At 70.5% G+C, this 22594-nt stretch carries 17 protein-coding genes and 3 pseudogenes; 10 read left to right on the top strand and 10 right to left on the bottom strand.

The genetic code is table 11. The features are described from left to right. Positions 1-84: 84 nt before the first annotated feature. Together OG329_RS34300 and OG329_RS34295 are read left to right on the top strand one after the other, a co-directional pair. The gene (locus tag OG329_RS34300) at positions 85-1005 is read left to right on the top strand and encodes a GNAT family N-acetyltransferase (protein WP_405800398.1); all 921 of its coding nucleotides are present in this window, start codon (positions 85-87) and stop codon (positions 1003-1005) included. Continuing rightward, the gene (locus OG329_RS34295; RefSeq protein ID WP_405800397.1) at positions 986-1549 is read left to right on the top strand and encodes a DUF402 domain-containing protein; all 564 of its coding nucleotides are present in this window, start codon (positions 986-988) and stop codon (positions 1547-1549) included. Before OG329_RS34300 ends, OG329_RS34295 begins: the two co-directional genes overlap by 20 nt. Here the strand turns inward: OG329_RS34295 and OG329_RS34290 are convergent. From OG329_RS34290 to OG329_RS34275, 4 genes are all read right to left on the bottom strand, one after another. Next, positions 1506-2651, bottom strand: a complete 1146-nt coding sequence (locus OG329_RS34290; protein ID WP_405800395.1) for a methyltransferase domain-containing protein — start codon at positions 2649-2651, stop codon at positions 1506-1508. The genes OG329_RS34295 and OG329_RS34290 overlap by 44 nt on opposite strands. A gap of 137 nt (positions 2652-2788) precedes the next feature. Continuing rightward, the gene (locus OG329_RS34285) at positions 2789-4294 is read right to left on the bottom strand and encodes a tripartite tricarboxylate transporter permease (protein WP_405800394.1); all 1506 of its coding nucleotides are present in this window, start codon (positions 4292-4294) and stop codon (positions 2789-2791) included. 3 nt (positions 4295-4297) lie between these two features. Then, positions 4298-4780, bottom strand: a complete 483-nt coding sequence (locus OG329_RS34280; RefSeq protein WP_405802177.1) for a tripartite tricarboxylate transporter TctB family protein — start codon at positions 4778-4780, stop codon at positions 4298-4300. 95 nt (positions 4781-4875) lie between these two features. After that, entirely contained in the window at positions 4876-5859 is a 984-nt protein-coding gene (locus OG329_RS34275) for a Bug family tripartite tricarboxylate transporter substrate binding protein (protein ID WP_405800392.1), read from the bottom strand. A 166-nt stretch (positions 5860-6025) separates the two neighbouring features. On the opposite strand from OG329_RS34275, the gene OG329_RS34270 reads away from it, so the two are divergent. The 4 genes and pseudogenes from OG329_RS34270 (at position 6026) to OG329_RS34255 (ending at position 9489) form a co-directional block, all read left to right on the top strand. After that, positions 6026-6679: a response regulator gene (locus OG329_RS34270; RefSeq protein WP_405802176.1), complete on the top strand. Its 654-nt coding sequence runs from the start codon at positions 6026-6028 to the stop codon at positions 6677-6679. A gap of 272 nt (positions 6680-6951) precedes the next feature. Beyond that, positions 6952-7542 (top strand): annotated as a pseudogene (locus OG329_RS34265) (family 20 glycosylhydrolase); the annotation flags it as partial. Positions 7543-7680: 138 nt separating this feature from the next. Beyond that, positions 7681-8227, top strand: a pseudogene (locus tag OG329_RS34260) (hypothetical protein); the annotation flags it as partial. A 260-nt stretch (positions 8228-8487) separates the two neighbouring features. Beyond that, positions 8488-9489: a lytic polysaccharide monooxygenase gene (locus OG329_RS34255; protein WP_405800391.1), complete on the top strand. Its 1002-nt coding sequence runs from the start codon at positions 8488-8490 to the stop codon at positions 9487-9489. Between the two features lie 64 nt (positions 9490-9553). Here OG329_RS34255 and OG329_RS34250 read toward each other — a convergent pair whose 3' ends face one another. Continuing rightward, a complete protein-coding gene (locus tag OG329_RS34250; RefSeq protein WP_405800389.1) occupies positions 9554-10444 on the bottom strand; it encodes an esterase/lipase family protein in 891 nt (296 codons plus the stop codon). Positions 10445-11092: 648 nt separating this feature from the next. Between OG329_RS34250 and OG329_RS34245 the strand changes: the two genes are divergently transcribed. Then, positions 11093-11419, top strand: a complete 327-nt coding sequence (locus OG329_RS34245; protein ID WP_405800387.1) for a hypothetical protein — start codon at positions 11093-11095, stop codon at positions 11417-11419. A gap of 502 nt (positions 11420-11921) precedes the next feature. On the opposite strand, the gene OG329_RS34240 is transcribed toward OG329_RS34245, so the two are convergent. Further along, entirely contained in the window at positions 11922-12992 is a 1071-nt protein-coding gene (locus tag OG329_RS34240; RefSeq protein WP_405800386.1) for an FAD-dependent oxidoreductase, read from the bottom strand. A 125-nt stretch (positions 12993-13117) separates the two neighbouring features. Between OG329_RS34240 and OG329_RS34235 the strand changes: the two genes are divergently transcribed. Further along, positions 13118-13705, top strand: coding sequence for a TetR/AcrR family transcriptional regulator (locus tag OG329_RS34235; protein ID WP_405800385.1), 588 nt, complete (start codon positions 13118-13120; stop codon positions 13703-13705). Between the two features lie 208 nt (positions 13706-13913). Next, the gene (locus OG329_RS34230) at positions 13914-14804 is read left to right on the top strand and encodes an intradiol ring-cleavage dioxygenase (protein WP_405800383.1); all 891 of its coding nucleotides are present in this window, start codon (positions 13914-13916) and stop codon (positions 14802-14804) included. Here the strand turns inward: OG329_RS34230 and OG329_RS34225 are convergent. Both OG329_RS34225 and OG329_RS34220 read right to left on the bottom strand, forming a co-directional pair. Further along, positions 14775-15107 carry an alpha/beta hydrolase fold domain-containing protein gene (locus OG329_RS34225; RefSeq protein WP_405802175.1) on the bottom strand — a complete coding sequence of 111 codons (333 nt, stop codon included), beginning with the start codon at positions 15105-15107 and terminating at the stop codon, positions 14775-14777. The two genes, OG329_RS34230 and OG329_RS34225, sit on opposite strands and share 30 nt — an antisense overlap. A 34-nt stretch (positions 15108-15141) precedes the next feature. Continuing rightward, positions 15142-16437 (bottom strand): annotated as a pseudogene (locus OG329_RS34220) (AMP-binding protein); the annotation flags it as partial. Between the two features lie 150 nt (positions 16438-16587). On the opposite strand from OG329_RS34220, the gene OG329_RS34215 reads away from it, so the two are divergent. Continuing rightward, complete coding sequence (locus OG329_RS34215; RefSeq protein ID WP_405800381.1) at positions 16588-17460, top strand: LuxR C-terminal-related transcriptional regulator; 873 nt, start codon at positions 16588-16590, stop codon at positions 17458-17460. Between the two features lie 99 nt (positions 17461-17559). Here the strand turns inward: OG329_RS34215 and OG329_RS34210 are convergent, their stop codons facing one another. Together OG329_RS34210 and OG329_RS34205 are read right to left on the bottom strand one after the other, a co-directional pair. Beyond that, positions 17560-18576, bottom strand: coding sequence for an ImpB/MucB/SamB family protein (locus OG329_RS34210; protein ID WP_405800380.1), 1017 nt, complete (start codon positions 18574-18576; stop codon positions 17560-17562). Continuing rightward, complete coding sequence (locus OG329_RS34205) at positions 18573-22031, bottom strand: DNA polymerase III subunit alpha (RefSeq protein WP_405800379.1); 3459 nt, start codon at positions 22029-22031, stop codon at positions 18573-18575. Before OG329_RS34205 ends, OG329_RS34210 begins: the two co-directional genes overlap by 4 nt. Positions 22032-22594: the final 563 nt, after the last annotated feature.

The following is a 22594-nucleotide window of genomic DNA, read 5'->3' as shown; positions in this document are numbered from 1 at the left end:
TGTTCCGCGCCCGTGTTCGCCGCCGCGTTCCCGGGCGGAAAATGAGAGGCGTCGTGGCGGCGCGTCCGCGTAGGGTGCCGCACCATGACTGTGATCGTTCGTGACTTCCGCCGCGAGGACGCCGCCGCCGTCGTCCGTGTCCGGCGTGCCACCGTCCCCTACGCCGTGACGACCGAGGAGGCCCTGCACTTCGCCGTACGGAGCGCCCACCCCGCCTCGAAGTACCGGATGCTGGTCGCCGAGGACGGCGGGGAGGTGATCGGCACGTCGCATGTCGGGCTCGCGTACGACAGCGACGAACCCGGTCAGTCCCGGCTCAACCCCCATGTGCACCCCGACCACACGGGCAAGGGCGTGGGATCCGCGATCCTGCGGGCGGCCGAGGAGTATCTGGCCACCGAGGGCGCGACAACCGCCTACACGTGGGTGAACGACCAGCCCGCGTCCCTCGCCTTCGCCGCCCACCGGGGCTACTCGCCACTGCGTACCGCACACTTCCAGCGGCTGGATCTGGCGGGTGCCACGCTGCCCGAGCCGGTGAAGCTCCCCGCCGGCTGCTCGTTGGCGACGGCGGCGGACTTCGCCGACGACCCGCGGCCGGTGTTCGAGGCCGACGCCGAGGCGACGTCGGACGAGCCGGGCGACGTCGGCACGAACCTCGACGACTACGAGGACTGGCTGAACAACACCTGGCAGCACCCGTGTCTGGACCACCGCCTGAGCACCCTCGTGGTCGCCGACGGCAGGATCGCGGCCTTCACCCTCGCCCACACGGACGGGGACACGACCTATCTGTCGGCCATGACGGGCACGCTGCGCGACTACCGGGGCCGCGCTCTGGCCAAGGCCGCCAAGGTCGACTCCATGCGCCGCGCCCGCGCCGCCGGTTACACAGACGCGTTCACCAACAACGACGCGCGGAACGAGCCGATGCTGGCGGTCAACACCTGGTTCGGCTACCAGGTCTGCGCCTCGGAAGTACGCCATGTCCGCACGCTCGGCTGACGCCGAAGTGACCTCGGGGACCAAGGTCGAGGTGCGTCTGGTCAAGGCGGGCCGGACGAAGATCCGCTACCCCGCCACCCTGGTCGCCGACGACGGCACGCATGTGGTGGTGCGCGCGCCGTGGGCGGCCGACGGCGTAAGGGACTTCGGCTTCGTACGCTTCGAGCCCGGCGACATCTTCACCGAGCACTACTGGCGCGACCGGTGGTACGCGGTGAAGGAGGTCCGTACGGGCGACGGGACGCTCAAGGGCTGGTACTGCGACGTGACACGGCCGGCGGTCGTACGCGGGCCGGGGCCGGGGCCGGGTGAACTCCGCCACGAGCTGCTGGTCGAGGATCTGGACCTGGATCTGTGGGCGTCGGCCGACGGCGGGACGGTCCTGCGTCTGGACGAGGACGAGTTCGAGGAGAGCGGTCTCGCCGAGCGGGACCCGGTCGCGGCCGAGGCCGCCCGCCGCGCGCTGGACGAGCTGGAACTCCTCGTACGCGAGGGGGCGGTCACGACTCCGCTGGATCTGTCGAGCCGTCCCCTGTCCCGTTAGGACCTGAGTCCGTCCTGGTCAGGGGTATCGCGCGCGATACGCCGTGCGGGTCGTGGGCGATCGGGTCGGCTTCCTCGTGCCAGTGGATGACGAAGCGCTCCCCCGCGCGATACGCCTCCAGGCCCGCGCGGCAGTACGCCACGATGTCGTCCGGGAGCGCGGAGAGCGGATGCCAGGAGAGGCCCGAGCACTTCTGCGGCTCTCGGTTGTACGGCTCCCAGGTCGTGCGCGCCGGATCGTACCGCGCCTCGAAGAACCAGCCCGTGCGCGGCCGGCCGCCGGGGCCGCGGTGGTGCATGACCAGGGCCGTACGCAGGTCGTCGGGGCCCAGTTCGGCGCCGATCTCCTCGGACGCCTCGCGGATCATCGCCGCGCGGACGTCCTCGCAGTCCTCGACGTGGCCCGCCGGGCTGTTCAGCAGACCGTCCCCGTATCCCGTGCCGGACCGGCGGGCCAGCAGCACCTCGTCGCCCCGGCGCAGGATCAGATGGACGTCGACCACTTCCGTGTGGCGACGGTGCTGCGCGGCGTGGGCGATCAGCGCGTAACGCTCGTCGTCCACGACACGGCCCCACAGGGCCGCTTCGGCCGACAGACGTTCGTGCTGGACGCGCTCGACGAGCGGGGCGAGGGACATCGTGACGCGCGTCGCCGGCAGTCCGGCGCCGGACCAGACGCCTTCGATCAGGATCAGCCGCCCACCGGGCCGCAGCAGCGACAGCCAGTGGGTCAGCGCGCGGTCCGGATCGGGCAGCAGCCACAGCACATGACGGGCCATGATCACATCGAACGTGCGCTCCCCCACGGGCGGTCTGGCCGCGTCGCCGACCAGCACCTCCGTGTCCGTGCCGGACAGCTTGGCCCTGGCGAGTCCGACCATGCGTGGCGAGAGGTCGACGGCGGTGACGCGGTGGCCCAACTCGGTGGCCAGAAGGGCGAGGCTGGCGGTGCCGCAGCCGAGGTCGAGCACCCTGGACGGCTCGGGTGGCAGCCAGCTCGCGAGCTTGGCGGCCCACGCCTTGCGCACGGTCGGATCGAGCAGCCCGTGGTCGGGCTCCTCGTCGAAGGAGTCTGCGGCGTCGTCCCAGTCGAGCGCGGTCATGTGTCGATGGTCGCATCCGGGACCGACAGTTGGGACCGACAGTGGGGACCGGTGGCCGGTACGTCCTCAATCGCCGGACGGGCCGTGTGAGCGGCCTGTCCGGCGATTGTGGACAAACGCCGCCCACACGGCACGGCCTACGCGGAGATCTTCGTCTTCTCCCGGCGGTTCAGCACCAGCTTGCGCACCAGCGGCCAGCAGATGATCAGCACGATGACGGCGTAAACGGTCACCGAGAAGGGCGTGTTGACCAGTCCGGAGACACTTCCGTCGCTGATCTGGAGCGCCCTGCGCATCTGCTGCTCGGCGGCCGGGCCCAGGATGACGCCGATGACGGCCGGCAGCACCGGCAGCCCGTAGCGCCGCATCCCGAACCCGATCAGACCGATGATCAGCAGGATCACCAGGTCCAGCGCCTCGCCGCCGACCGCGTACGCGCCCACGGCCGCGAAGAAGAGGATGCCCGCGTAGAGGTAGGGGCGCGGGATGCGCAGCAGCTTCACCCACACGGGAGCCAGCGGCAGATTCAGTGCCAGCAGCAGCACCATGCCGACGAACAGCGAGGCGATCAGGCCCCACACCAGCTCGGACTCGCGCTCGAACAGCAGCGGTCCGGGCTGGATGCCGTACTGCTGGAACGCGGCCAGCATGACGGCGGCGACGGCGGTCGTCGGCAGCCCGAGCGTCAGCATCGACACGAGCGTGCCGGCGGCGGAGGCGGACGCGGCCGACTCGGGGCCCGCGACGCCCTCGATGGCGCCCTTGCCGAACTCCTTCTTGTGCTTGGACAGCCGCTTCTCGGTGACGTACGACAGGAACGTCGGGATCTCCGCGCCGCCGGCCGGGATCGCGCCGAACGGGAAGCCGATGAGCGGCCCGCGCAGCCACGGCTTCCAGGTGCGCCGTACGTCGTCCTTGCCCAGCCAGGGGCGGCCGACCGGGACCGGCTCGCCCGAGGAGCGGCGCAGGTGCGCGGCGACCCACAGGGCCTCGCCGATCGCGAAGAGACCGACCGCGACGATCACGACGTCGATGCCGTCGGCGAGTTGGAGTGTGCCGAAGGTGAGGCGCTGCTGGCCGGTCATCTGGTCCAGGCCGACGAGTCCGATGGTCAGGCCGATGAGCAGCGAGGCGAGACCGCGGATACGGGACGAGCCGAGGACCGAGGTGACGGCGATGAAGGCCAGCACCATGATGGCGAAGTAGTCGGGGGCGCCGATGTCGACGGCCAGGGAGGCGACGGTCGGGGCGAGGACGACCAGCAGGATCGTGCCGATCATGCCGCCGACGAAGTGACCGCCGGCCGCGGCGGCGAGCGCTTGCGCGCCGCGTCCCGCCTTGGCCATCGGATTGCCCTCGATGGCGGCGACGACCGCCGCGCTCTCGCCGGGGGTGTTGAGCAGGATCGAGGTGGTGGAGCCGCCGAACATGGCTCCGTAGTAGATGCCGGCGAACATGATGAACGCGCCGGTCGGCTCCAGACCGTAGGTGACGGGGAGCAGCAGGGCGACGGCCATGGCCGGGCCGATGCCGGGCAGTACGCCGATCGCGGTGCCCAGCAGTACGCCGATCGCGGCCCAGAGCAGGTTCATCGGCGTGAGCGCCGTACCGAAGCCGTCGATCAGGGAGTTGAGGGAGTCCATGGTCTAGATCACTCCCATCAGCGGGCCACCGGGGAGGGGGACGCCGAGCAGGTTGTTGAAGATGAAGTAGGTGACGAGGGCCAGGCCCGCGGCGATGAGCGGGTCGCGTCGGAGATGCCGGCTGCCGAGCGCGTACGCGGAGCCCCAGAAAAGGAGCGCCCCGGATATGGGGAAGCCGAGCGGGCCGATGAGTACGGCGTTGCCGAGGAAGACCCCGGCGAGCAGCAGCACGGTGCGCCAGTCGCCGGGTTCGCTCAGGTCGATGTCCTCGCCGCCCTCGGCCTCGCCCCGGCCGCCGCGCAGGACGTCGAGGCTGAGGAGGACGGCGACGACGAGCAGACCGATACCGACGACGATCGGCACGGTCTTGGGGCCGATCGGGCCGCGCTGGGTGATGTCGACGTCCATGGTCAGGGCGTCGGTGAGGACGAGGATCCCGAGGAGGAGCAGCATGAGGCCGACGCCGAGTTCGGAGTGCTCGCGCAGCCAGGTGGAGCGGCGGGACGGGGAAGTCCCGTCCTGGGGAGGGGTGTTGGCGGGGGTGTTGGGAGGGGTGTTGGGAGGGGTGTTCGGGTGGGTGGTCACAGTCCCAGCTCCTTCAGGACGGATTCCACGCGCTTGTCCTCGGCGGCGAGGAAGTCGCCGAATTTCTCACCGGTGAGGAAGGCGTCGTCCCAGCCGTTCTTCTTCAGCGAGTCCTTCCACTGGGACGAGGCGTGCAGCTCCTCGAAGAAGGCGATGAGCTTGTCGCGCTGGGCGTCGGAGAGTCCGGGCGGCGCGACGACGCCGCGCCAGTTGGTGAACTCGGTGTCCAGGCCCGCCTCGCGCAGGGTGGGCGCGTCCATGCCGGGGGTCCGCTCGGGGCCGGTGACGGCCAGCAGGCGCAGCTCGCCCGCCTCGATCTGGTCGCGGTACTCACCGAGACCGGAGACGCCGAAGGCGACCTTGTTACCGAGGATGGAGGCGAGGAGTTCACCGCCGCCGTCGAAGGGGACGTAGTTGACGGTCTTCGGCGCGATTCCGGCGGCCCGCGCCATCAGCATGGGCGCGAGGTGGTCGGGTCCGCCGGGCGACGAGCCGCCGCCGACGGGCAGTTTGGCCGGATCCTTCTTCCACGCCGTGATCAGATCGTCGATCGTCTTGTACGGGGAGTCCTTGCCGACGACGACGATGTCGGTCTCCTCGCTGATGCGGGCGATCGGCGTCGTGTCGGCCAGGGTCTCGTGCGAGTTGTTGGTGCGTACGGCGCCGACGACGCCGAGGCCCATGGAGACCACGAGCTTGCCGTTGCCGTGTTCGCTGACGGCGCGGGCGAGTCCGACGGTGCCGCCGGCTCCCGGCAGGTTGAAGACCTCGATGTTGTGGTTGAGTTCGGCGTCCTCGGCGTTCTTGGCCATGGTGCGGGCGGTGATGTCGTAGCCGCCGCCCGGTGTGTTGGGGACCATGAAACGCAGGCCGGGTATCTGGGTACCGGTATCGCCACCACTGCCCACGGAGAGCAGCGGCGGACCCACCAGCACCAGCAGCGCGGCCCCGAGGAGGGCGAGGGGAGTGCGGAATCGCACGTGTGCCGCCTTTCAGGGGAGCAAGTCGTAGGGCAGTGAGGTGGCTCACATGTTGCCTTCGCGTTAAGAAGCTGTCTCTCTTCCGTCATCAACGGACGTTGTGGTCATTGCGGTCGCGGCTTAGCGTGACGGCGTGACAAAGGTGCTGGTGGTGGACGACGACTTCATGGTCGCGAAACTGCATGGCCGCTATGTGTCCGCTATGGACGGTTTCGAGGTCGTCGGGGTGGCCCACAGCGGGGCCGAAGCGCTGCGCGCGGCGGAGCTGCGCCGCCCCGACCTGGTGCTTCTCGACATCTATCTGCCGGACATGGACGGCATCGCGGTGCTGCGTGAGCTGCGGGCGGCGGAGGAGCGGGATGCGGCCCGTACGAGCGTGGACGCCCTGTTCATCACGGCGGCGCGGGACGCGGGCGTCATCCGCGCGGCGCTGCGGGCGGGGGCGCTGCACTATCTGATCAAGCCGTTCAGCCAGTCCGCGCTCCAGGAGCAGTTGCGGCACGTGGCGTCGCTGCGGACCCGGCTGGACCGGCTGGGCGAGGCGCGTCAGGAGGACGTCGACCAGATCTTCGGGACCCGTCCGCCGGGCTCCCGTGAGCTTCCGAAGGGTCTGGCGGCGCATACGGCGGAGCTGGTCGAGCGCACGCTGCGCGGCCACGCGGAGGGTCTGTCGGCGACGCAGTGCGCGGACGAGGGGGCGCTGTCGCGGGTGAGCGCGCGGCGCTATCTGGAGTACTTCGCGGACACGGGCCGGGCGGAGGTCACGCTGCGGTACGGGGGGACGGGGCGCCCGGAGCGGTGCTACCGGTGGGTGGGGTGAGGTGCGCGGGGCGAGGTGGGCGCGGGGTGAGGTGGGCGCGGGGTGAGGTGGGCGCGGGCGTTGACCGGGTCCGCCCGGCGGCCGGTTGGTCCTCAATCGCCGGACGGGCCGCGGGTTGTGTCCTCACCCGCCCGACTGGATGTCCCCCGGTTCCGGGTGGACGACGTGATGGCGTCACCGTGCGCGAAGCCGCCCGGCGGGATGCCCGGACGGTGCCCGTCCCCGTCGGCCGGCACCGCCGCGGCTGCCGCTGCCGCCGCCGCCGGGCCGAGCGCATGCCGGTCGACGCCTACCCCCTGCTGACCTCGGTCGGCGGTCACCGCAGCGAGTCGATGACCTGGCCTGCGGGCCGGGGCGGCGACCGGTTCGACGGGGTCCCGCACTCGGGGTCGTACACCAAGGAGGAGCTGCCGCGCCCTGGTGAGCTACGCGGCGGAGCGCGGGGTGGGCGTCGTGCCGGAGATCGAGATGCCCGGCCATGTGCGCGCGGCCCTCGCCGCGTACCCCGAGTTGGGCAACCACCCGGAGCGACGGCTCGACGTCTGGACCCGGTGGGGTGTCTACGACACCGTGCTCGGCGTCCATGACCAGGCACTCGGCTTCTGCCGGACGGTGCTGGAGGAGGTCATGGACGTCTTCCCGTCCCCGTACATCCATATCGGCGGCGAGGAGTGTCCGACCACCGAGTGGGAGACCGGCACCGAACTGCCCTCGACTTCACGGTGATGACCTGGCGCGATCCGGCGCACGCACTGTCCGCCGCCCGGCGCGGCCACCAGGTGGTGACCGCCCAAGTCCTCGGTACGCAGGCACAGTTGTGGACCGAGTGCGTGAAGACGCCGGACCGGATCGAATGCCGCACGGTCGCTCATGACCGCCCCCGCAGGTACGGCGCCACCACTCGCGTAATCGTTCAGCCCCTCCCCCACCACCGTTCCGGGGAGGAACATCCCATGCCGAAACTCCCCAAGAGCCGCCTCCGCGCGGCAGCCGGTGCCGTACCGACCGGGACCACGGCGGCGGGCACCGGGGCGCCCGCTGGTCCCACCCTGTTCGACGACTTCAACTACTGCGGCCACAGCGATCCGAGGATCGCCGCGAACGGCTGGAGCGTCCGCGCGAACTCCGGCGGTCCGGGGGTACCCGGGGCCAACTGGTGCCGGAGAACGTCACGTTCGCCAGTCAGAGCGGCAACTCGGTGATGAACCCGGAGACGCCGTCAACCAGCACAGCGAGGCCGGGCAGAGTTACGCCGGGTGGCACGACCTGGTGGTGACCATCGACAACAACACCATCACCTACCACATCGACGGTCGGCACTTCGGCACGCACGGGGCCGCGTATCTGCCGGAGCGGCCGATGTCGATCAACTTCAACCAGTGGCTGATCGACCTGGCGAGCCGGACCAGCGCCACGCCGTGCTCGTACGGCCAGCAGGTGGGCTATGTCCCGCACTTGAAGGACCAGGTCCTCGGCCCGGCCCAGGTGGGCACGCCGGTGAACGGGTACCGCGCGGCGGGCACGACGTTCGAGGACACGGTGCCGGCCGTCCGACGGTCCGTGAGCAAAGCTGGTCCGGCTCATTCTCAGCGGTCGCTTAGCGTCGGCTTACTCTCGGCTTAAGCGGACCATAAGGATCCCCTTCACCCCGTTCCAGCAGGCCGTTCCGGGGTTTCGAAGGGCTAGCTTGCTGAGGGCCGGAGCGGGTCGGACGCCGGTGGCGCCGTGTGCAACGGAGGTCACGCACCCGGGAGTTCGGCCCGCTCCGCTCCCCCCTCGCCTGTGCCGCTCAGAAGGAGAACCAAGCCATGACCGCTCGTCGCAGGACCACCGGGATCGCCGTGCTGGGCGTCGCGCCGCTCGCGCTCATCGGGCTCGCGGCCGTTCCCGCCGCCGCCCACGGCTCGATGACGGACCCGGTCAGCCGCGTGTCCGCCTGCTTCGCCGAGGGGCCCGAGAGCCCGCGGTCGGCCGCCTGCAAGGCGGCGGTCGCGTCCAGTGGGACGCAGGCGTTCTACGACTGGAACGAGGTCAACATCGCGAACGCCGCGGGCGACCACCGGTCGATCATCCCGGACGGCAAGCTCTGCTCGGCCGGCCGCGACAAGTACAAGGGGCTCGACCTGCCGCGCGGCGACTGGCCGTCGTCGCCGTTCACCGCGGGCAACCGCACCTTCACCTACAAGGCCACCGCCCCGCACAGAGGGTCCTTCGAGCTGTACATCACCAAGGACGGCTACGACCCGGGCAAGCCGCTGAACTGGTCCGATCTGGAGGACAAACCGTTCGCCAAGGTCACCGACCCGAAGCTGGTGAACGGCGCCTACGTGTTCGACGGCATCGTCCCCGCCAGGTCCGGCCGCCATCTGATCTACTCCATCTGGCAGCGCTCGGACAGCCCCGAGGCGTTCTACACCTGCTCCGACGTGGTCTTCGGCGCCGACAACGGCGGCTCGGCCGCCGCTCCCGAGGCGTCCGCCCCCTCCGAGACCGATGTCGAGGAGGGCGCGGCCAAGTCCACCGTCGACCACGGCGGGCACGGCGGCGACAGCCCCGAGAAGGCCGGTGCGCCCCAGGATGCCGGGGCACCCGACGCGAAAGACGCGAACGCCCCCGAGGCGAACGGCGCCGGCCCGGCCGAACAGCAGCCGGCCGGTGGTCCGGCGAACCTCGCCGAGACCGGCGGCGACAGCACCACGCCGTACATCGCGGCGGGTGGCGCGGCGATCCTCGCCGCCGGCGCGGCCGTGATGTTCGGTACGGTCCGCCGCAGGGCCCAGCCCGCGGGCGGCGGCCGGCACGGCCGCTGACGCGACGACGTACGGCGGGGCTCCGGACCGGTCATCGGTCCGGAGCCCCGCGGTCTGTCGTCGCTCAGCCGATGACCGACGCGCAGGTCGTCGGTGTGGCACGGCCCGGATCGAGCGCGTTGGCCACCTCGTGGAACGCGATCCGGTCGATCAGCCCGATCGACACATGCTCGGAGATGTCCACCGCGCACAGGTCCTGGATGAGGACGTTCCGTACGTCGGGCCCGGACAGGAACTGGCTGCGGTACGGCGTGACCACCTGGTCGTAACGGGTCGAGATGACCGTGTACTTGACCCCGGGCACGGTGTCGCCGCCCGCGTTGAGCTTGGTGAGGAAGGCCGATCCGGCGATCTGGTCGGCGAGTCCGGGGGTGTTCTCGGTCAGCAGGTCCTCCACGCCGGGGAAGTACGGCAGTAGCTTCGTCAGACCGAGCAGGCTCGTGCCGTGGTTGTCGGGCGCGAGTCCGACCAGGGCGTTCACCTTCTGTGCCCCGCCGAGGAACTTGAGGTAGTGGCGGGGCATCATGCCGCCCTGGGAGTGGCCGACGATGTCGGCCTTCGGGGCGCCCGTGGCGGCGAGCACCCGGTCGACATACGCGCTCAGTTGTCCGGCGGACTTGTCGATGGGGCCGAGACCGTTGAAGAACGGCACTCCGGGGAGCTGCCCGTAGTCGAGGGAGAAGACGCAGTAGCCGCGGTTCACCAAGTACGGGGCGAGACCGAGCCAGTTGTCGACGGAGTTCCCGAAGGTGCCGTGGACGAGGACGACGGGGCGGGGGTGGGCGGCGGACGGCTTGCAGGAGTAGTTGTTCCAACCGCTGCTCACGGTGGAGGAGGTCGCGGTGGGGGTGGGGGTGGAGGTAGGGGTGGCCGCGACGGCGGGGGCGGTGGTGGCGACCGAGACCGCCAGCAGCAGCGCCGCCAGCGGTCCGAACGCGCGTTTCCAGGGCAGCATCGAGCGATCTCCTTGCGGCTCAAGGGGAAAAGGCGATGGCTGTCAGCCCTGTGGCCCGGACCACACATTGGCTGTGCTCATGCCAAGTTACGCATGAGTAAGAACCGGAAGGGAAGTTACGCGTCGGTAAAAATTGAACGAACGCCAACGCCGCGCCCGCGCCCCGTCGTCACCGCTCACCAGGCGGCTTGCACCAGGTCATGATCTCGGTCGGCGGAAGACGCTCCGCGAACCGCCCGCCGGACGACGCCTGCCGCAGCGTCGCGCGACCAAGTCCTCCCGGTTCGAAGTGCCGTTGACAATCGCGCCCTGCCCCGCGCGCCGCACCGGACCCCAGAGAACGGCGTACCTGTTCACCGATCCGCTCGTACGCGGGAGCGGGCAGCGCAGCGGCATCGATACGGGGGATCCGCCCAGTGGAAGGACCGCGCGGCCTGCGCCGGCATGTCCTCATGGGCGGCGCTCCCCCGGAACAGGGCGCGGTCCCGTCGCCATCCGTCAGGTATGTCGATTCCACTCCGCTCGGGTGATGTGATCCGAGAACCTTGGAGCTCGCGCGGGTAGGTGTGTAGCCATGGTCGTCGGGTGGGCCCGTCGTGCCGGCGATGGGTGGTCCGGCGTACTTGACGCCCTGTACTGTCGGTCGGCGTGATCGAAGAGGTCCTCACACTCCTGACCCCTCACTTGCCGCGCCCTTCGTTTTGGAACGTCGACTGGAACGCGATCGAGGCCGAACTGGGCCACCATCTGCCCACTGACTACAAACGACTGTGCGAGCACCTGCCGCCGGGCCGATTCCGTGACTTCCTGTGGCTGCAGCATCCGCTCGGCACCCGCGGCGGCAACCTGCTCGGCAGGGAGGCCGAGTTGGTCGCGACAGTGCGCGAGATGGCCGACATCACCTGTGGGAGCACGGGCACGGGCACGAGCACCTGGACGATGCCGCGCTTCCCGGGCTGCTGTATCCCTGCCTGATCACCGACAACGGCGACACCGGCTACTGGCTTGCCGCCACCGACAACCCCGATGGCTGGACCGTCATGCTCAACAAAGGCCGGGACCTCGAATGCACCACCACGGCACCACCCTCTCGGAGTTCCTGTACGACTTCCTCACCGAGGGCCATCCGTTCGGCGTCACCCTGTCCGCCAACCATCCCCTGTTCACCTCTGACTTTGGATGACTTCAGGCGCGCAGGTGACCGGGAATCAAGTCCTTGGACGATACGAGCGGCTACCTGCCGGAGCGCCCGCGCCTCCGACTGCGCCTTCAAGAGGGGGCACCACTGTCCTCACGACGAAGGGCCTGGCCTCGGGCGAGCTCCTGGCCTGGATGGACAAGGCGTTCGCCGGACGCGCGGCACGTGAGCTGAGCGCTACCGGCGAGTTCCCGCGCAAGCGCGGGGCGGCGGACGCGCACCGGCTCACGGCCCAGGAACGGCGGATCGCGCGGCTCGTTCGCGGAAGCGTCGCCGGGACTAAGCCGCGCCGGGAAGGCCGGGGTTGGTGGTGAAGATCTTGCGCGGCGAGGTGTTCACGTTCATCGCCTTGCTGATCTCGTGGCTGTAGCGCTGGAGTGACTGTGCCTCGGGCTTGCGAAGCGCCTCGAAGCTGGCCAGCGCCAGCGGGGCGGACAGCCGGGGGGTGGTGAGCAGGTCGGCGAGGATCGCGGCGTCTTCGAACCCGGCGCCGGCCCCTTGTCCCACCACGGTGGTCATGGCGTGTGCGGCATCACCGGCGATCGCGACGCGGTTGCGTACCCAGTTGTCCACAACAGCCTGTTTTACGTTGGTGTACAAGCTCGGTGGATCGGTCCGCATCACTTCCACCAGGGCGATCAGCGGGCCCGTGACGACAGGAAACAGGTCGGCCAGCTCCGGGAGGGTCAGTTCACGCCGGTTGTCCTGCTCACCGTGGAGGAACACGATGCCCTGGAACTTCCTGCCTCCGTCCATCAGAAAATAGGCAAGAGTCGCATCCCCACAGGTCGCTACCGCCGTCACGGTCATCGTGTGGTCCGGGTTGGGTGCCTGGAAGCGCAGCTCCGCGGTCCCGGTGTACGTGGCTTCCGGCCCGCCCAGGACCTCACGGCGGGTCCAGGAGTTGATGCCGTCGCAGCCGATCACCGCGTCGAAACTTTCCCGTCGGCCGTCGTCGAACTCGACCTCCACACTGTCTCCTTGATCGGTCAAGCCACGGGGTCGGACCCCCGTCCGTACCAGGCCGGCCACTCCCTCCAGCAAGGACAACTGGAGGTCGGACCTGTTGAACATGACCGGACTCTCCTCGAGGACCTGGTCCACCAACCCGGTCCGACCGTCGAACATCAGGGTCCGGTCGGCCCGATGGCCGCCCCAGCGGTCCCGGTCGGTGATGCCGAGCCGGTCCAGCGCGACGAGATGGCGCTTGCTCAGTCCGATCGCCCACCCGGCTTCGGTGATGATCGGCGCTTGTTCCACGACCACCGCGTCGACACCGCGGCGGTGAAGCCCAGAGGCCAGCGCGAGGCCGGTGAGACCGGCGCCGATGATGAGAATTCGATGGCTCACAGGCATCCCCAGACGCGTGATCACTACCGCCGAGGCGCCCTGCCCGACGGAAAAGAGAATGATGATTCTCTTAACCTAGCGAGGCCGCCGGGGGCCGTCAACGCCGCCCTGGCCTATCCTCAGCTATGCCTAGAGTCAGCCAGGAGTACCGCGAGAAACGTCAACGGCAGATCCTTGACGCCGCGACAATCTGCTTCGCCCGCAACGGTTTCCATGCCACGTCGATGCCTGACATCTTCGCCGAGTCGGGCCTGTCCTCCGGGGCGGTCTACCGGTACTTCACCGGCAAGCAGGCCATCATCGAGGCGCTGCTGGATTCGACGATGCAACCGGTGCTGCGCGGCCTGCGCGACGCGGCCGAGGCGGAGCCGCCCCTGACCGTGCCCGAGATCCTCGACGTGATCCACCGCGAGATGGTCACGGTGCCCGATGCCGACGCCGCCACCTCTCTGATCGTCCAGTTCTGGGCCGAATCGATGCGCGTACCGCACTTGCAGGTCTCGCAGCGGCGCGACGCCGCCGCCCTGCACGACGCGGTACTCCCCCTGCTCACCCGGCTGCACCCCGGCGATCGCGTCGGCTCCGACGCGGCCTGGGCCCTGATCTCGCTGAGCCTGGGCACCCTCATCTCCCAGACCGTGCTCAAGACCAACACCGTCCCGACCGGAACGCTGGTCGAGGAACTGCGCGTACTGCTGTCGAAGTCCACCTGACCCGCAGCACGGGCCGGGCCAGGCACGCCCTCCAGGCGACCCAGCTCCCGCCTTGACGACCCGTGGAGGCGACGCTAGCCTAAAGAGAATAATCATTCTCTTTTAGCTTGTTCCAGCGTTCCGCGGCCCGCGCGCCGACAGGTGTGCGGCGGAGCCCTGCGGAACAGATCGGCGAACAGGCCTTCCTGCTCAGGGAGTTGAGCTCGGCATGTCCGAAACCCCTCCGAACGACAAGAAACCTCAGCCGCACAGCCGTCGGTCCTTGCTCGTCACCCTGGGTGGTGCGGGGCTGGGTGTCGCTGCCGCCGGGTCGGCCGCGGTGGGCGCCGACGCCCGACCGGCTGCCGCCGCCACCCCGTCGGGCACCACGGTGAAGCCGTCCTGCGTACTGTCCCCCGAGGAGATGACGGGGCCGTACTACCTGGACATCGACAAGGTCCGCCACACGATCGCCGAGGACCGCACCGGAGTTCCGCTCGAACTCACATTCATGATCGTCGACAGCGTGAGCTGCCGGCCCGTGCGGAACGTCGCCGTTGACATCTGGCACTGCGACGCGGGCGGCCTGTACTCCGGATACACGGGCTACTCCGGCCCCGGACTCCCCCCGACGGACGAGAACGGCCACGCCACCCCGACCGACGACACGACCTTCCTGCGCGGCGTGCAGGTCACCGACCGGCTGGGACTCGTGCGTTTCCGGACCGTCTACCCCGGCTGGTACTGGGGCCGAGGACTGCACATTCATCTCAAGACGATCGTCGACGCCTCGGTACGGCCCGACAGCGTGACCGGTGGCCATGTGGCGCACACCGGGCAGCTCTACTTCCCGCAGTCGGTGAACGACAAGGTCGCCGCCGTACCGCCCTATTCGTCCAACACCACCCCCCGCCTGTCCAACGCCGAGGATTTCTTCTACTCGATGGACAACAAGGGGCCGGAATCGACCATGGTCGTCACCCCGCTCAAGGGAAATGGGTCGATCAAGCACGGACTGCGCGCGTCGATCGTGCTCGGCATCGACCCCGGCGCGACTCCGCCGCCCGCGAATCCGACCCCACCGCCGACCTCAGCGCCGACCCCACCGCCGACGGCCTAGTTCCTCCAGCCAGCGGCGCTGTGCCGTCACGACCTCGCCCAGGGCGGCGGCCGTCTCGCGGAACAGGTGCGGGGCGTTCGCGAAGCCGTGGACCATACGGGGGTAGTCGAACAGCTCTACGGGGACGCCGGCCTCGCGCAGCCGCTCCGCGTACATGACCCCTTCGTCGTGGAGCGGGTCGTGTCCGGCCACGACGATCGTCGTGGGTGGCAGGCCCGCGTGACTGGGCGCGTGCAGGGGGGAGATCTCCGGTTCCAGGAGGTTGGCTTCCGGGGGCAGATAGTGGTGGTAGGCGTTGCGCACGCCCGCGGCCGTGAGTCAGGGGGCGTTCGCGTTCGTCGGGGGCGCCGACGACGGCTGCCTCGGCGACGGCGTCGTGGGCGGCGAGCACGCTCTCCACGTCGAAGGGCCCGATGCGGTAGCCGCCCGTCAGGATGACGTCGTCGGCGCGGGCGGCGAAGAACAGGTATCCGTCCTCGTCCTTCCTCGCGACGTCGCCGGTGTAGTACCAGCGGCGATCGGCACTGAACCGCTGCGCCGGGATGTCGTCCTCCGGCCGGAGGATCTCGACGCTCCAGCCCGGCAGGGCGCGTCCCATGGACCCGGGGCGTACGTCGCCACGCAGGTCCGGGTGCCAGGCGTTGGCGACCGCCATACCGAGTTCGGTCTGGCCGTAGTGGTCGAGGACCGGCACGCCGAGTGCGCTCTCGGCCCAGGGGATCACGTCCTGGGTGAGGGGTTCACCCGCTGAGGAGCAGTGCCGCAGGCGCAGCCCCTCGGGGACCGGCGTGTCGGCGTGGCGCAGGGCGCGGTACACGGTCGGCCCCGCCGCGAAGTTGGTGACGGCGAACCGCGCGAGCACCGACCAGGTCAGCGCGGGGCTGAATCCCGAGTGCAGGAGGATCGCGGTACGACCGAGGGCGAGCGGGGCGACGACGGAGAAGTACAGGCCGTACGCCCAGCCGGGATCGGCGGCGTTCCAGAACACGTCCGAGGGCCGGTGGTCCAGGCCGTACTCCTGGTGCATCGCGAACGCCGCGACGGCGCGCAGCGGCACCGGGACGCCCTTGGGCGATCCGGTCGTGCCGGAGGTGAACAGCTCGATGACGGGCGCGTCGCCGCCCATGGCCACGGCGCGCTCCAGCGGTGGGTGCGCCGCGATCAGGTCGGCGAAGGCGAGTGCTCCGTCGGCGGCCGGCCCGGTGGTGATGATCCGCCACCCGGCGTCCTGGGGGAACGCCGGGCAGGGGTCGAGCTTGGCGCGCTGGTCGGCGTCGACGAACACCGCCTTGGTGCCGTTGCCTGCGATCCGAACCCCGATCGCCGCAGGCGCGAAGGCCGTGAACAGGGGGACGTGCACCGCGCCGAGGCGCCAGATGGCGAGCAGAGCGACGACCAGTTCGGCGGACTTGCCCATCAGCGTGGCGACGCGGTCGCCGGCGCCGACGCCCAGCCCGGCCAGCGCGCTCGCCATCCGGGCGGAGGACTCCTTCAACTCGCCGAACGTCACGTTCCGGCCGGTCAGGTCGGGTTCGACAAGCGTGAACGCGACGGCGTCGGCCGCGTGCCGGTCGCACAGCAGGTCCGCCGTGCACGCCGCCGGCGAGCCGAAGGTCGTGAGCAGGTGCGCCATGTGCTGTTCCGGGCTGGTCATCATGCTCCTTGAAGGGGCGGGGGCCGACGCGTGCCGTTGACGCGATGTTTCCTCGGACCGCTCCGAGCGCGGTACCCCCGCATGAGGGAGGCGCCACAGACAGCGCCGTACCGTTTCGAGGAGGCGTCCATGGCCACCGGACCACCGGCATCCGTCGCCGACGACAGCCGGCTGATCGGCCGGGCCCTGGCCGGGTTGCGCGACGCCACCGGAATGGGACTCACCTTCGGAGGCGTGGTGACCGGCGAAGGGCAGGTGCGGCTCGACGAGTTCACCGGCGTCACCAAGGGCGCGCTGCGCGGCGTCGGCCTGGCGTTCGGACAGGGACTCGGCGGCGAGGTGGTCACCCTGCGGCGCCCGATGGCGGTCAACGACTACGTCGCGAGCCGGCGGATCAGCCACCACTACGACCGGGTGATCACCGCCGAGGGCCTGCGCGCGATGGTGGCGGCCCCGGTGGTGGTGTCCCGGACGGTGCGCGGGGTGCTGTACGGGGCGGTCCGCCAGGTCGTGCCGCTGGGAGACCGCGCCGTACGGGCGGTGGCCGATGCCGCTCGCGACCTCGAACAGGAACTTGCCGTATGTGACGAGGTGGTCCGGCGGCTGGCCCGGCTGAGCGAACAGGTGTCCACGGTAGAGCCGGCACCGGGCCCGATGGGACCCCAGTGGGAGCTGGTCAGGGAGGCGTACACGGATCTGCGGAGCCTCGCGCGGCAGCTCACGGATTCCGGGACACGGCAGCGGTTCGACGTCGCCTGCGAAAAGCTCGCCGCCGCGGGGCACCCGACCGCCGGAGGGCCCGGCCCGCAGGTGCTCTCCCCCCGGGAGCTGGATGTCCTGGCGTGCGTCGCCGTCGGGCAGAGCAACGCCGACGCGGCGATCGAACTCGGCGTCACCTTCGAGGCGGTGAAGGGCCACTTGCGCAGCGCCATGCGCAAGCTCGAATCCCGCTCCCGCCTGGAAGCCGTCGTCGCCGCCCGCCGCCTCGGCCTCCTGCCGTAAGACACATCGGGCTCCGGCACAGCCACCCCCGTGCCCGTCGGAAGCCCGGCGCCGCCTCGGTCTTCTCGTGCGAGCGGCCGATGAAGTTCCACCACAAGATCAGCTCATCGAGTCACCCGGCCCCCGCCTACGATGATCGTCGGCCAGAGCGGCGGGGTGGAGGGCTCTTGGTCCGAAACGGCGGCGGGCCCGGTCCGCGGCCTTCTCCACCGTGCGGGCACGGGTGTCACCGGGATCCAGGGAGAGTTGACGGTGGGCCCCATCGGCCGGCAGCAGACCGTCGGCACGGGCCACGAAGGCGCGGACTCTCGCACGCTGCAACCCGAGAGCGGCCAGCAGACCGAGAAAAGCCGCCGCGAGTGCGGGTGAGTGGTTGGTCGGCTCCGGCAGCGCACGGGTGCGCGTGGTGGAACTGCGGTCGGCGTAACGCACGGTGAGAGTGAGCCGGCCGGTGACCTGGCTTTCGCCACGCAGGCGCTGACCGATGTGGTCGGCAAGCCCCAGGACAGCCCGATGATGCCCTTCCGGGTCGAGGCAGTCCCGGTCGAGCACGAGGTCGGCCACCAGGTGGGCCGCCGGCTCCAGCGGGGTGACAGGACGGGGATCGTGGCCTTGAGCACGCTCGGCCAGCAGACGTGCGGCGCCGGCGCCGAGAAGGCGCTGCAGGGTCACCGCGGGTAGGTCGGCGACCTGGCCGATCGAGTGCAGGCCGTATTTGCCGAGCGTGGTGGCTGTGGCGCGGCCGATTCCGGGCAGCCCGGTGACCGGGCGGGGACGCAGCCAGGCGGCGGCCCGTTCCGCGGGTACCCACGTGGCGTGTCCCGGCGCGGACGCGTCGGCCGCCATGGTGGCCAGCATGCGGTTGGCCGCGAGCCCCGCGCTGCTTTCGATGCCGTACAGGGCCATCAGCCGTAGCTGTGCCAGTTGGACCAGGTCGTAGGGGGGCAGGTCGAAGTATCTGAGCGCGGAGGTCAGGTCGAGTTGTACGGCGTCGGGCGAGACGGTCTGGACATGGGGGGTGATGCCGGTCAGCAGGTCGATCGTGTCCGCGTGCTGTCCTTCGTCCGGTACGGCGTGCAGGTGCAGGTGGGCGATGTGCCGTTGGTCCGTGGTCATCCCGCGCTCCCCGGGCTGGTGTGGCCGAACTTCTTCAGGTTCGCCGAGCGGTTGCCGGGCGGTCGCAGGTCGGCGTAGGGGTGCAGACGAGCGCCGGTGGTGCCGTTGGCCAGGGTCCGCCCGGGTTGCGCGGGGGTCGGGTGCGGGTGATTGGCGCCGAGCAGGGCGAGCGCGGCCTCGGGGCCGTTGTCGCGGCGTGCGGCGGCGATCTCGTCCAGATCCCAGGCCATGGTGCCGACGACGGTGCGACGGGTGCCGCGCACTTGTACGGTGCCGCGCACCAGCAGCAGCCCGCTGTGGAAGACGGTGTGTGCGCAGGCCGGGTGGGAGTCTTCGAAGAACGCCAGGTCGACCAGGCCGGAGCCGTCCTCCAGGGTGACGAAGATGATGCGCTTGCCGCTGGCGATCGGCGGGGTCTGGGTGGAGGCCCGTACACCGGCGACGAGGACCTGCTGCCCGCCACGCATCCCGCCCAGGTGCGCCGCGTCGGTCGCGCCGATCTCCCGCAGCAGCCGGTGGTGGTGTTCCATCAGGTGCTTGGAGACGTCGATGCCGAGCGTGTTCAGCTCCGCGCTCAGGGCTTCGCGTCCGGTCATCTCCGGCAGGCCGCTCGGCTCGGCCCCTCCGGCCGCGTCGGTGTCGGTGTTGATGGACAGTTGTCCCTTGCCCGCGGACCTGACGCGGGACTGCCGATGGAGTTCGGCGATCTGTAGCAGCAGGTCGCGCCGGGTGAGCCGCTCGTCGTGCAGAGGGCGCAGCGCGCCGATCTCCGCGAGGCGTTCGGCGACCGGTCTGCTGGGGCGGGCCCGCTGCCAGAAGTCCGACAGCGAGTTGTACGGCCGGCCCTCGTCGATCCGCGCGCATTCCTCTTCGCTGATTCCGTGCACGCCGGACAGCGCGAGCCGTACACCCCACCGTTCTCCTTCGGTCCGCTCGACGGTGTGCTCCGTCCTGGAGTGGTTGACGTCGACGGGCAGGAGCGGGACACCGCGCCGGCGGGCGTCCGAGACGAGGACGCGCTTGGGCCACATACCGGGGTCGTGTTCGAGCAGACCGGCCAGCAGGAACGCCGGGAAGTGCGCCTTCAGCCAGGCGCTCTGCAGGGCCGGCACGGCGAAGGCGACCGCGTGCGCGCGGCAGAAGCCGTAGGCGCCGAAGGCCTCGACGGTCTTCCACACCTCGTCGCGGACCGCGCAGTCGTAGCCCCGGGCCCCGGCCTGGTGGTGGAACCAGTCCCTGATCCTGGGCAGCCGCTCCTTGTCGCCGAGCGCTCGCCGGGCGATCTCGGCCAGCGCGTAGTCGCAGCCGGTCAGCACCGACAGTGTCTGGATGATCTGCTCGTGCCAGATGGTCACGCCGTAGGTGTCGGCGAGTACCGGTTCGAGGTCCGGATGGGCGTAGCCCGGGTCGCCGCCGTGCCGGGCGGCGATGTACCGCTCCGGCATCCCCCCGGCGACCGGCCCCGGGCGGAAGAGACTGATGTCGGCGATGACGTCCTGCGGGTCGCGGGGCTGCAACCGTGACAGCAGGTCCTGCTGGCCGGGCGATTCGAGCTGGAACAGCCCCAGGGTCTCGCTCTGTTGGATGATCTTGAACGCGAACGGATCGTCGAGCGGGACCTGCCGCGGGTCGTCCAGGTCGATACGGTTGCCGGTCGCCCGTTCGACCTCGGCGACGGCGTGGGCCATCGCGGACTGCATCCGCACACCGAGGACGTCCAGTTTGATGTTGCCCAGCGCCTCGATCTCCTCCTTGGCCGCCATTGCCATCGGATAGTTGCCTTGTGGAGTGGGCTGCACCGGCAACCGGTCCAGGAGCGTCGCGTCGCTGATGACCACTCCGCACGGGTGCATGGCCATACCGTGGACCAGGGAATCAAGGCCCTCGGCGAGTTCCCACAGGGGGCCGTACCGCTCCGCCTCGGAGGCCAGTCGGCGCAGTTCGGGCAGTTCGGCGAGTGCGCCGGTGATGTCGGAGGCCCGCAGATGCGGGAAGCTCTTGGCGATCCGGTCGACGTCCGCCGGTGCGATGCCCAGAGCCAGGCCGGTGTCCCGCAGGGCACGGCGGGCCCGGTAGGTCTCGGGCATCGCGGTGACCGCGACCCGTTCGGTGCCGAACCGGTCGAAGATCGTGTCGTAGCACTCAAGCCGTCGGGCGGACTCCACATCGATGTCGATGTCGGGCAGCGATGCCCGGCGCACGCTCAGGAAGCGTTCGAACAGCAGGCTGTGGTCGAGAGGGTTCGCCGTGGCGATGCCCAGTGCGTGGCAGATCATCGATCCCGCGGCCGAGCCGCGGGCGGCGACCCGGATACCCAGCTCCCGGATGTCGGCGACGACCTGGCCGACGGCGAGGAAGTACGAGGCGTAGTTCAGCGTGGAGATCACACGGAGTTCTTCGTCCAGCCGGTCGAGCGCGCCCCGGTCGCGGTCCAGGCCGCGCCGGACCAGGCCGTCCTCGCACTGCCGGCGCAGCAGCCGGGTCGCGCCGTCCGCGCCGGGCTCCGCGCCGAACATCGCCGGTTCCGGGAAGTGCGGCGTGCCCAGGCCCAGGTCCGCCGCGGGGTCGACGGTGCACAGGGCCGCCGTGGCCGCGGTGTCCGCCAGCAGGCGGTACGCCCGCCGGTCGTCCTCTCCCGCGCATTCGGCGATCCGCCGTGCGATGTCCGTCATCGCTTCCTCGTCCTTGAGCCAGCGGTGGCCACCGTCCAGGCGGCGCCGGTCGATCGGCCTCAGCAGCCGCGCGGCGTCGAGGACATCGGCGAGCCGGTGCTGGTCCGGGTCGGCGTAGCGGACCGCGTTGGAGAGAACAGCGGTGGTGCCGGTGCGGTCGGCCAGTGCCAGGGTGCGGGCGGCCAGCCGCAGCGAGCCCGGCCCGGTGCCGGACCGCTCGTGCAGGACGGCCTCCAGCCGGATCCCGGATCCGAAGATCTCCCGCCACGGCGCCAGCAGCTTCGCCGCGATGTCCTCCCGGCCCGCCGACAGTGCCCGTACCGGCTCCGAGAGCGGTCCGAGCAGCACGATCAGACCGGGACCGCCGTACGTACGCAGTGCTTCCCACGGCACCACCGGTGCCGTGCCGGCGAGCGCGCCGACATGGGCGGCCGAGGTGATACGGCACAGCCGGGCCCATCCGGCGCGGTCCCGCGCGAGCAGGACGAATCGCAGGGGCGGCTCGATCACGTGGGCGCCACCGCGCGCCGGAGTGCGGCGCCGCCGCGCCGGAGGAGGCGGAGCAAGAGCCTCCACCGCCAGGTCGATACCGAAGATCGGCCGGACGCCCGCTTTGGCGGAGGACCGCGCGAACCGGACCGCACCGGTGACCGTGTCCCGGTCGGTGAGCGCGAGCGCCGGCTGGCCGCGCTCGGCCGCCCGCCGGACGAGGTGTTCGGGGTGGGCGGCACCGTAGCGGGCGGAGTAACCGGACGCGGCGTGCAGATGGGCAAAATGCCCCATGACGCGCCTCCGTCTCCACCCCATTCCCGCCATACGCCCGATGCATCTATCGCACGCCTGTTCGATTACTCTAACCCCATCGCCCCTAGTCAGCGACCTAAGTCGAACGTGAGAGCGACCTCGTGGCTCGCGGAAACGGTGGCTGAACGGCTATCGCGCCGTCACTTCCACAAACATGAGACGGAGTTGGAGGCGGCGACTCCCCCAAGGCCACGGACACCCGCTCAAGCAATGAACTTCGTCACCTGACGGAGAGGCCGCGCCGCGCCCGCCGCCGCGACGGCGACGAGTCGGTTCACGATCACCCAGGCCCCTCGCGGGCCCTTCCCCGTTCAGCCCCACGGAGGTCTGCTGCTGAAGATCCGTATGCGCCGCGGCACAGAGCGCGATTGCGCGCAGGAGCCCGCAACCAGGGCAGCAGCGGGCTGTCGTCCCCGGCGGCGGGAGCCCGGCCCCGCTCGCGCGCGAGCCCACCCGCCGCACCGCCACCGGTCCGCCCGCCGGCTCGGCCACGGCCGGCTCCACTCCGAACAGCGGTCCGATCCCCCACTCCTCGCAGGCGT

This window comes from Streptomyces sp. NBC_01506, from assembly GCF_045040295.1.
Taxonomy (GTDB): Bacteria; Actinomycetota; Actinomycetes; order Streptomycetales; family Streptomycetaceae; genus Streptomyces.
This window is presented reverse-complemented; position numbering and strand designations above follow the sequence as displayed.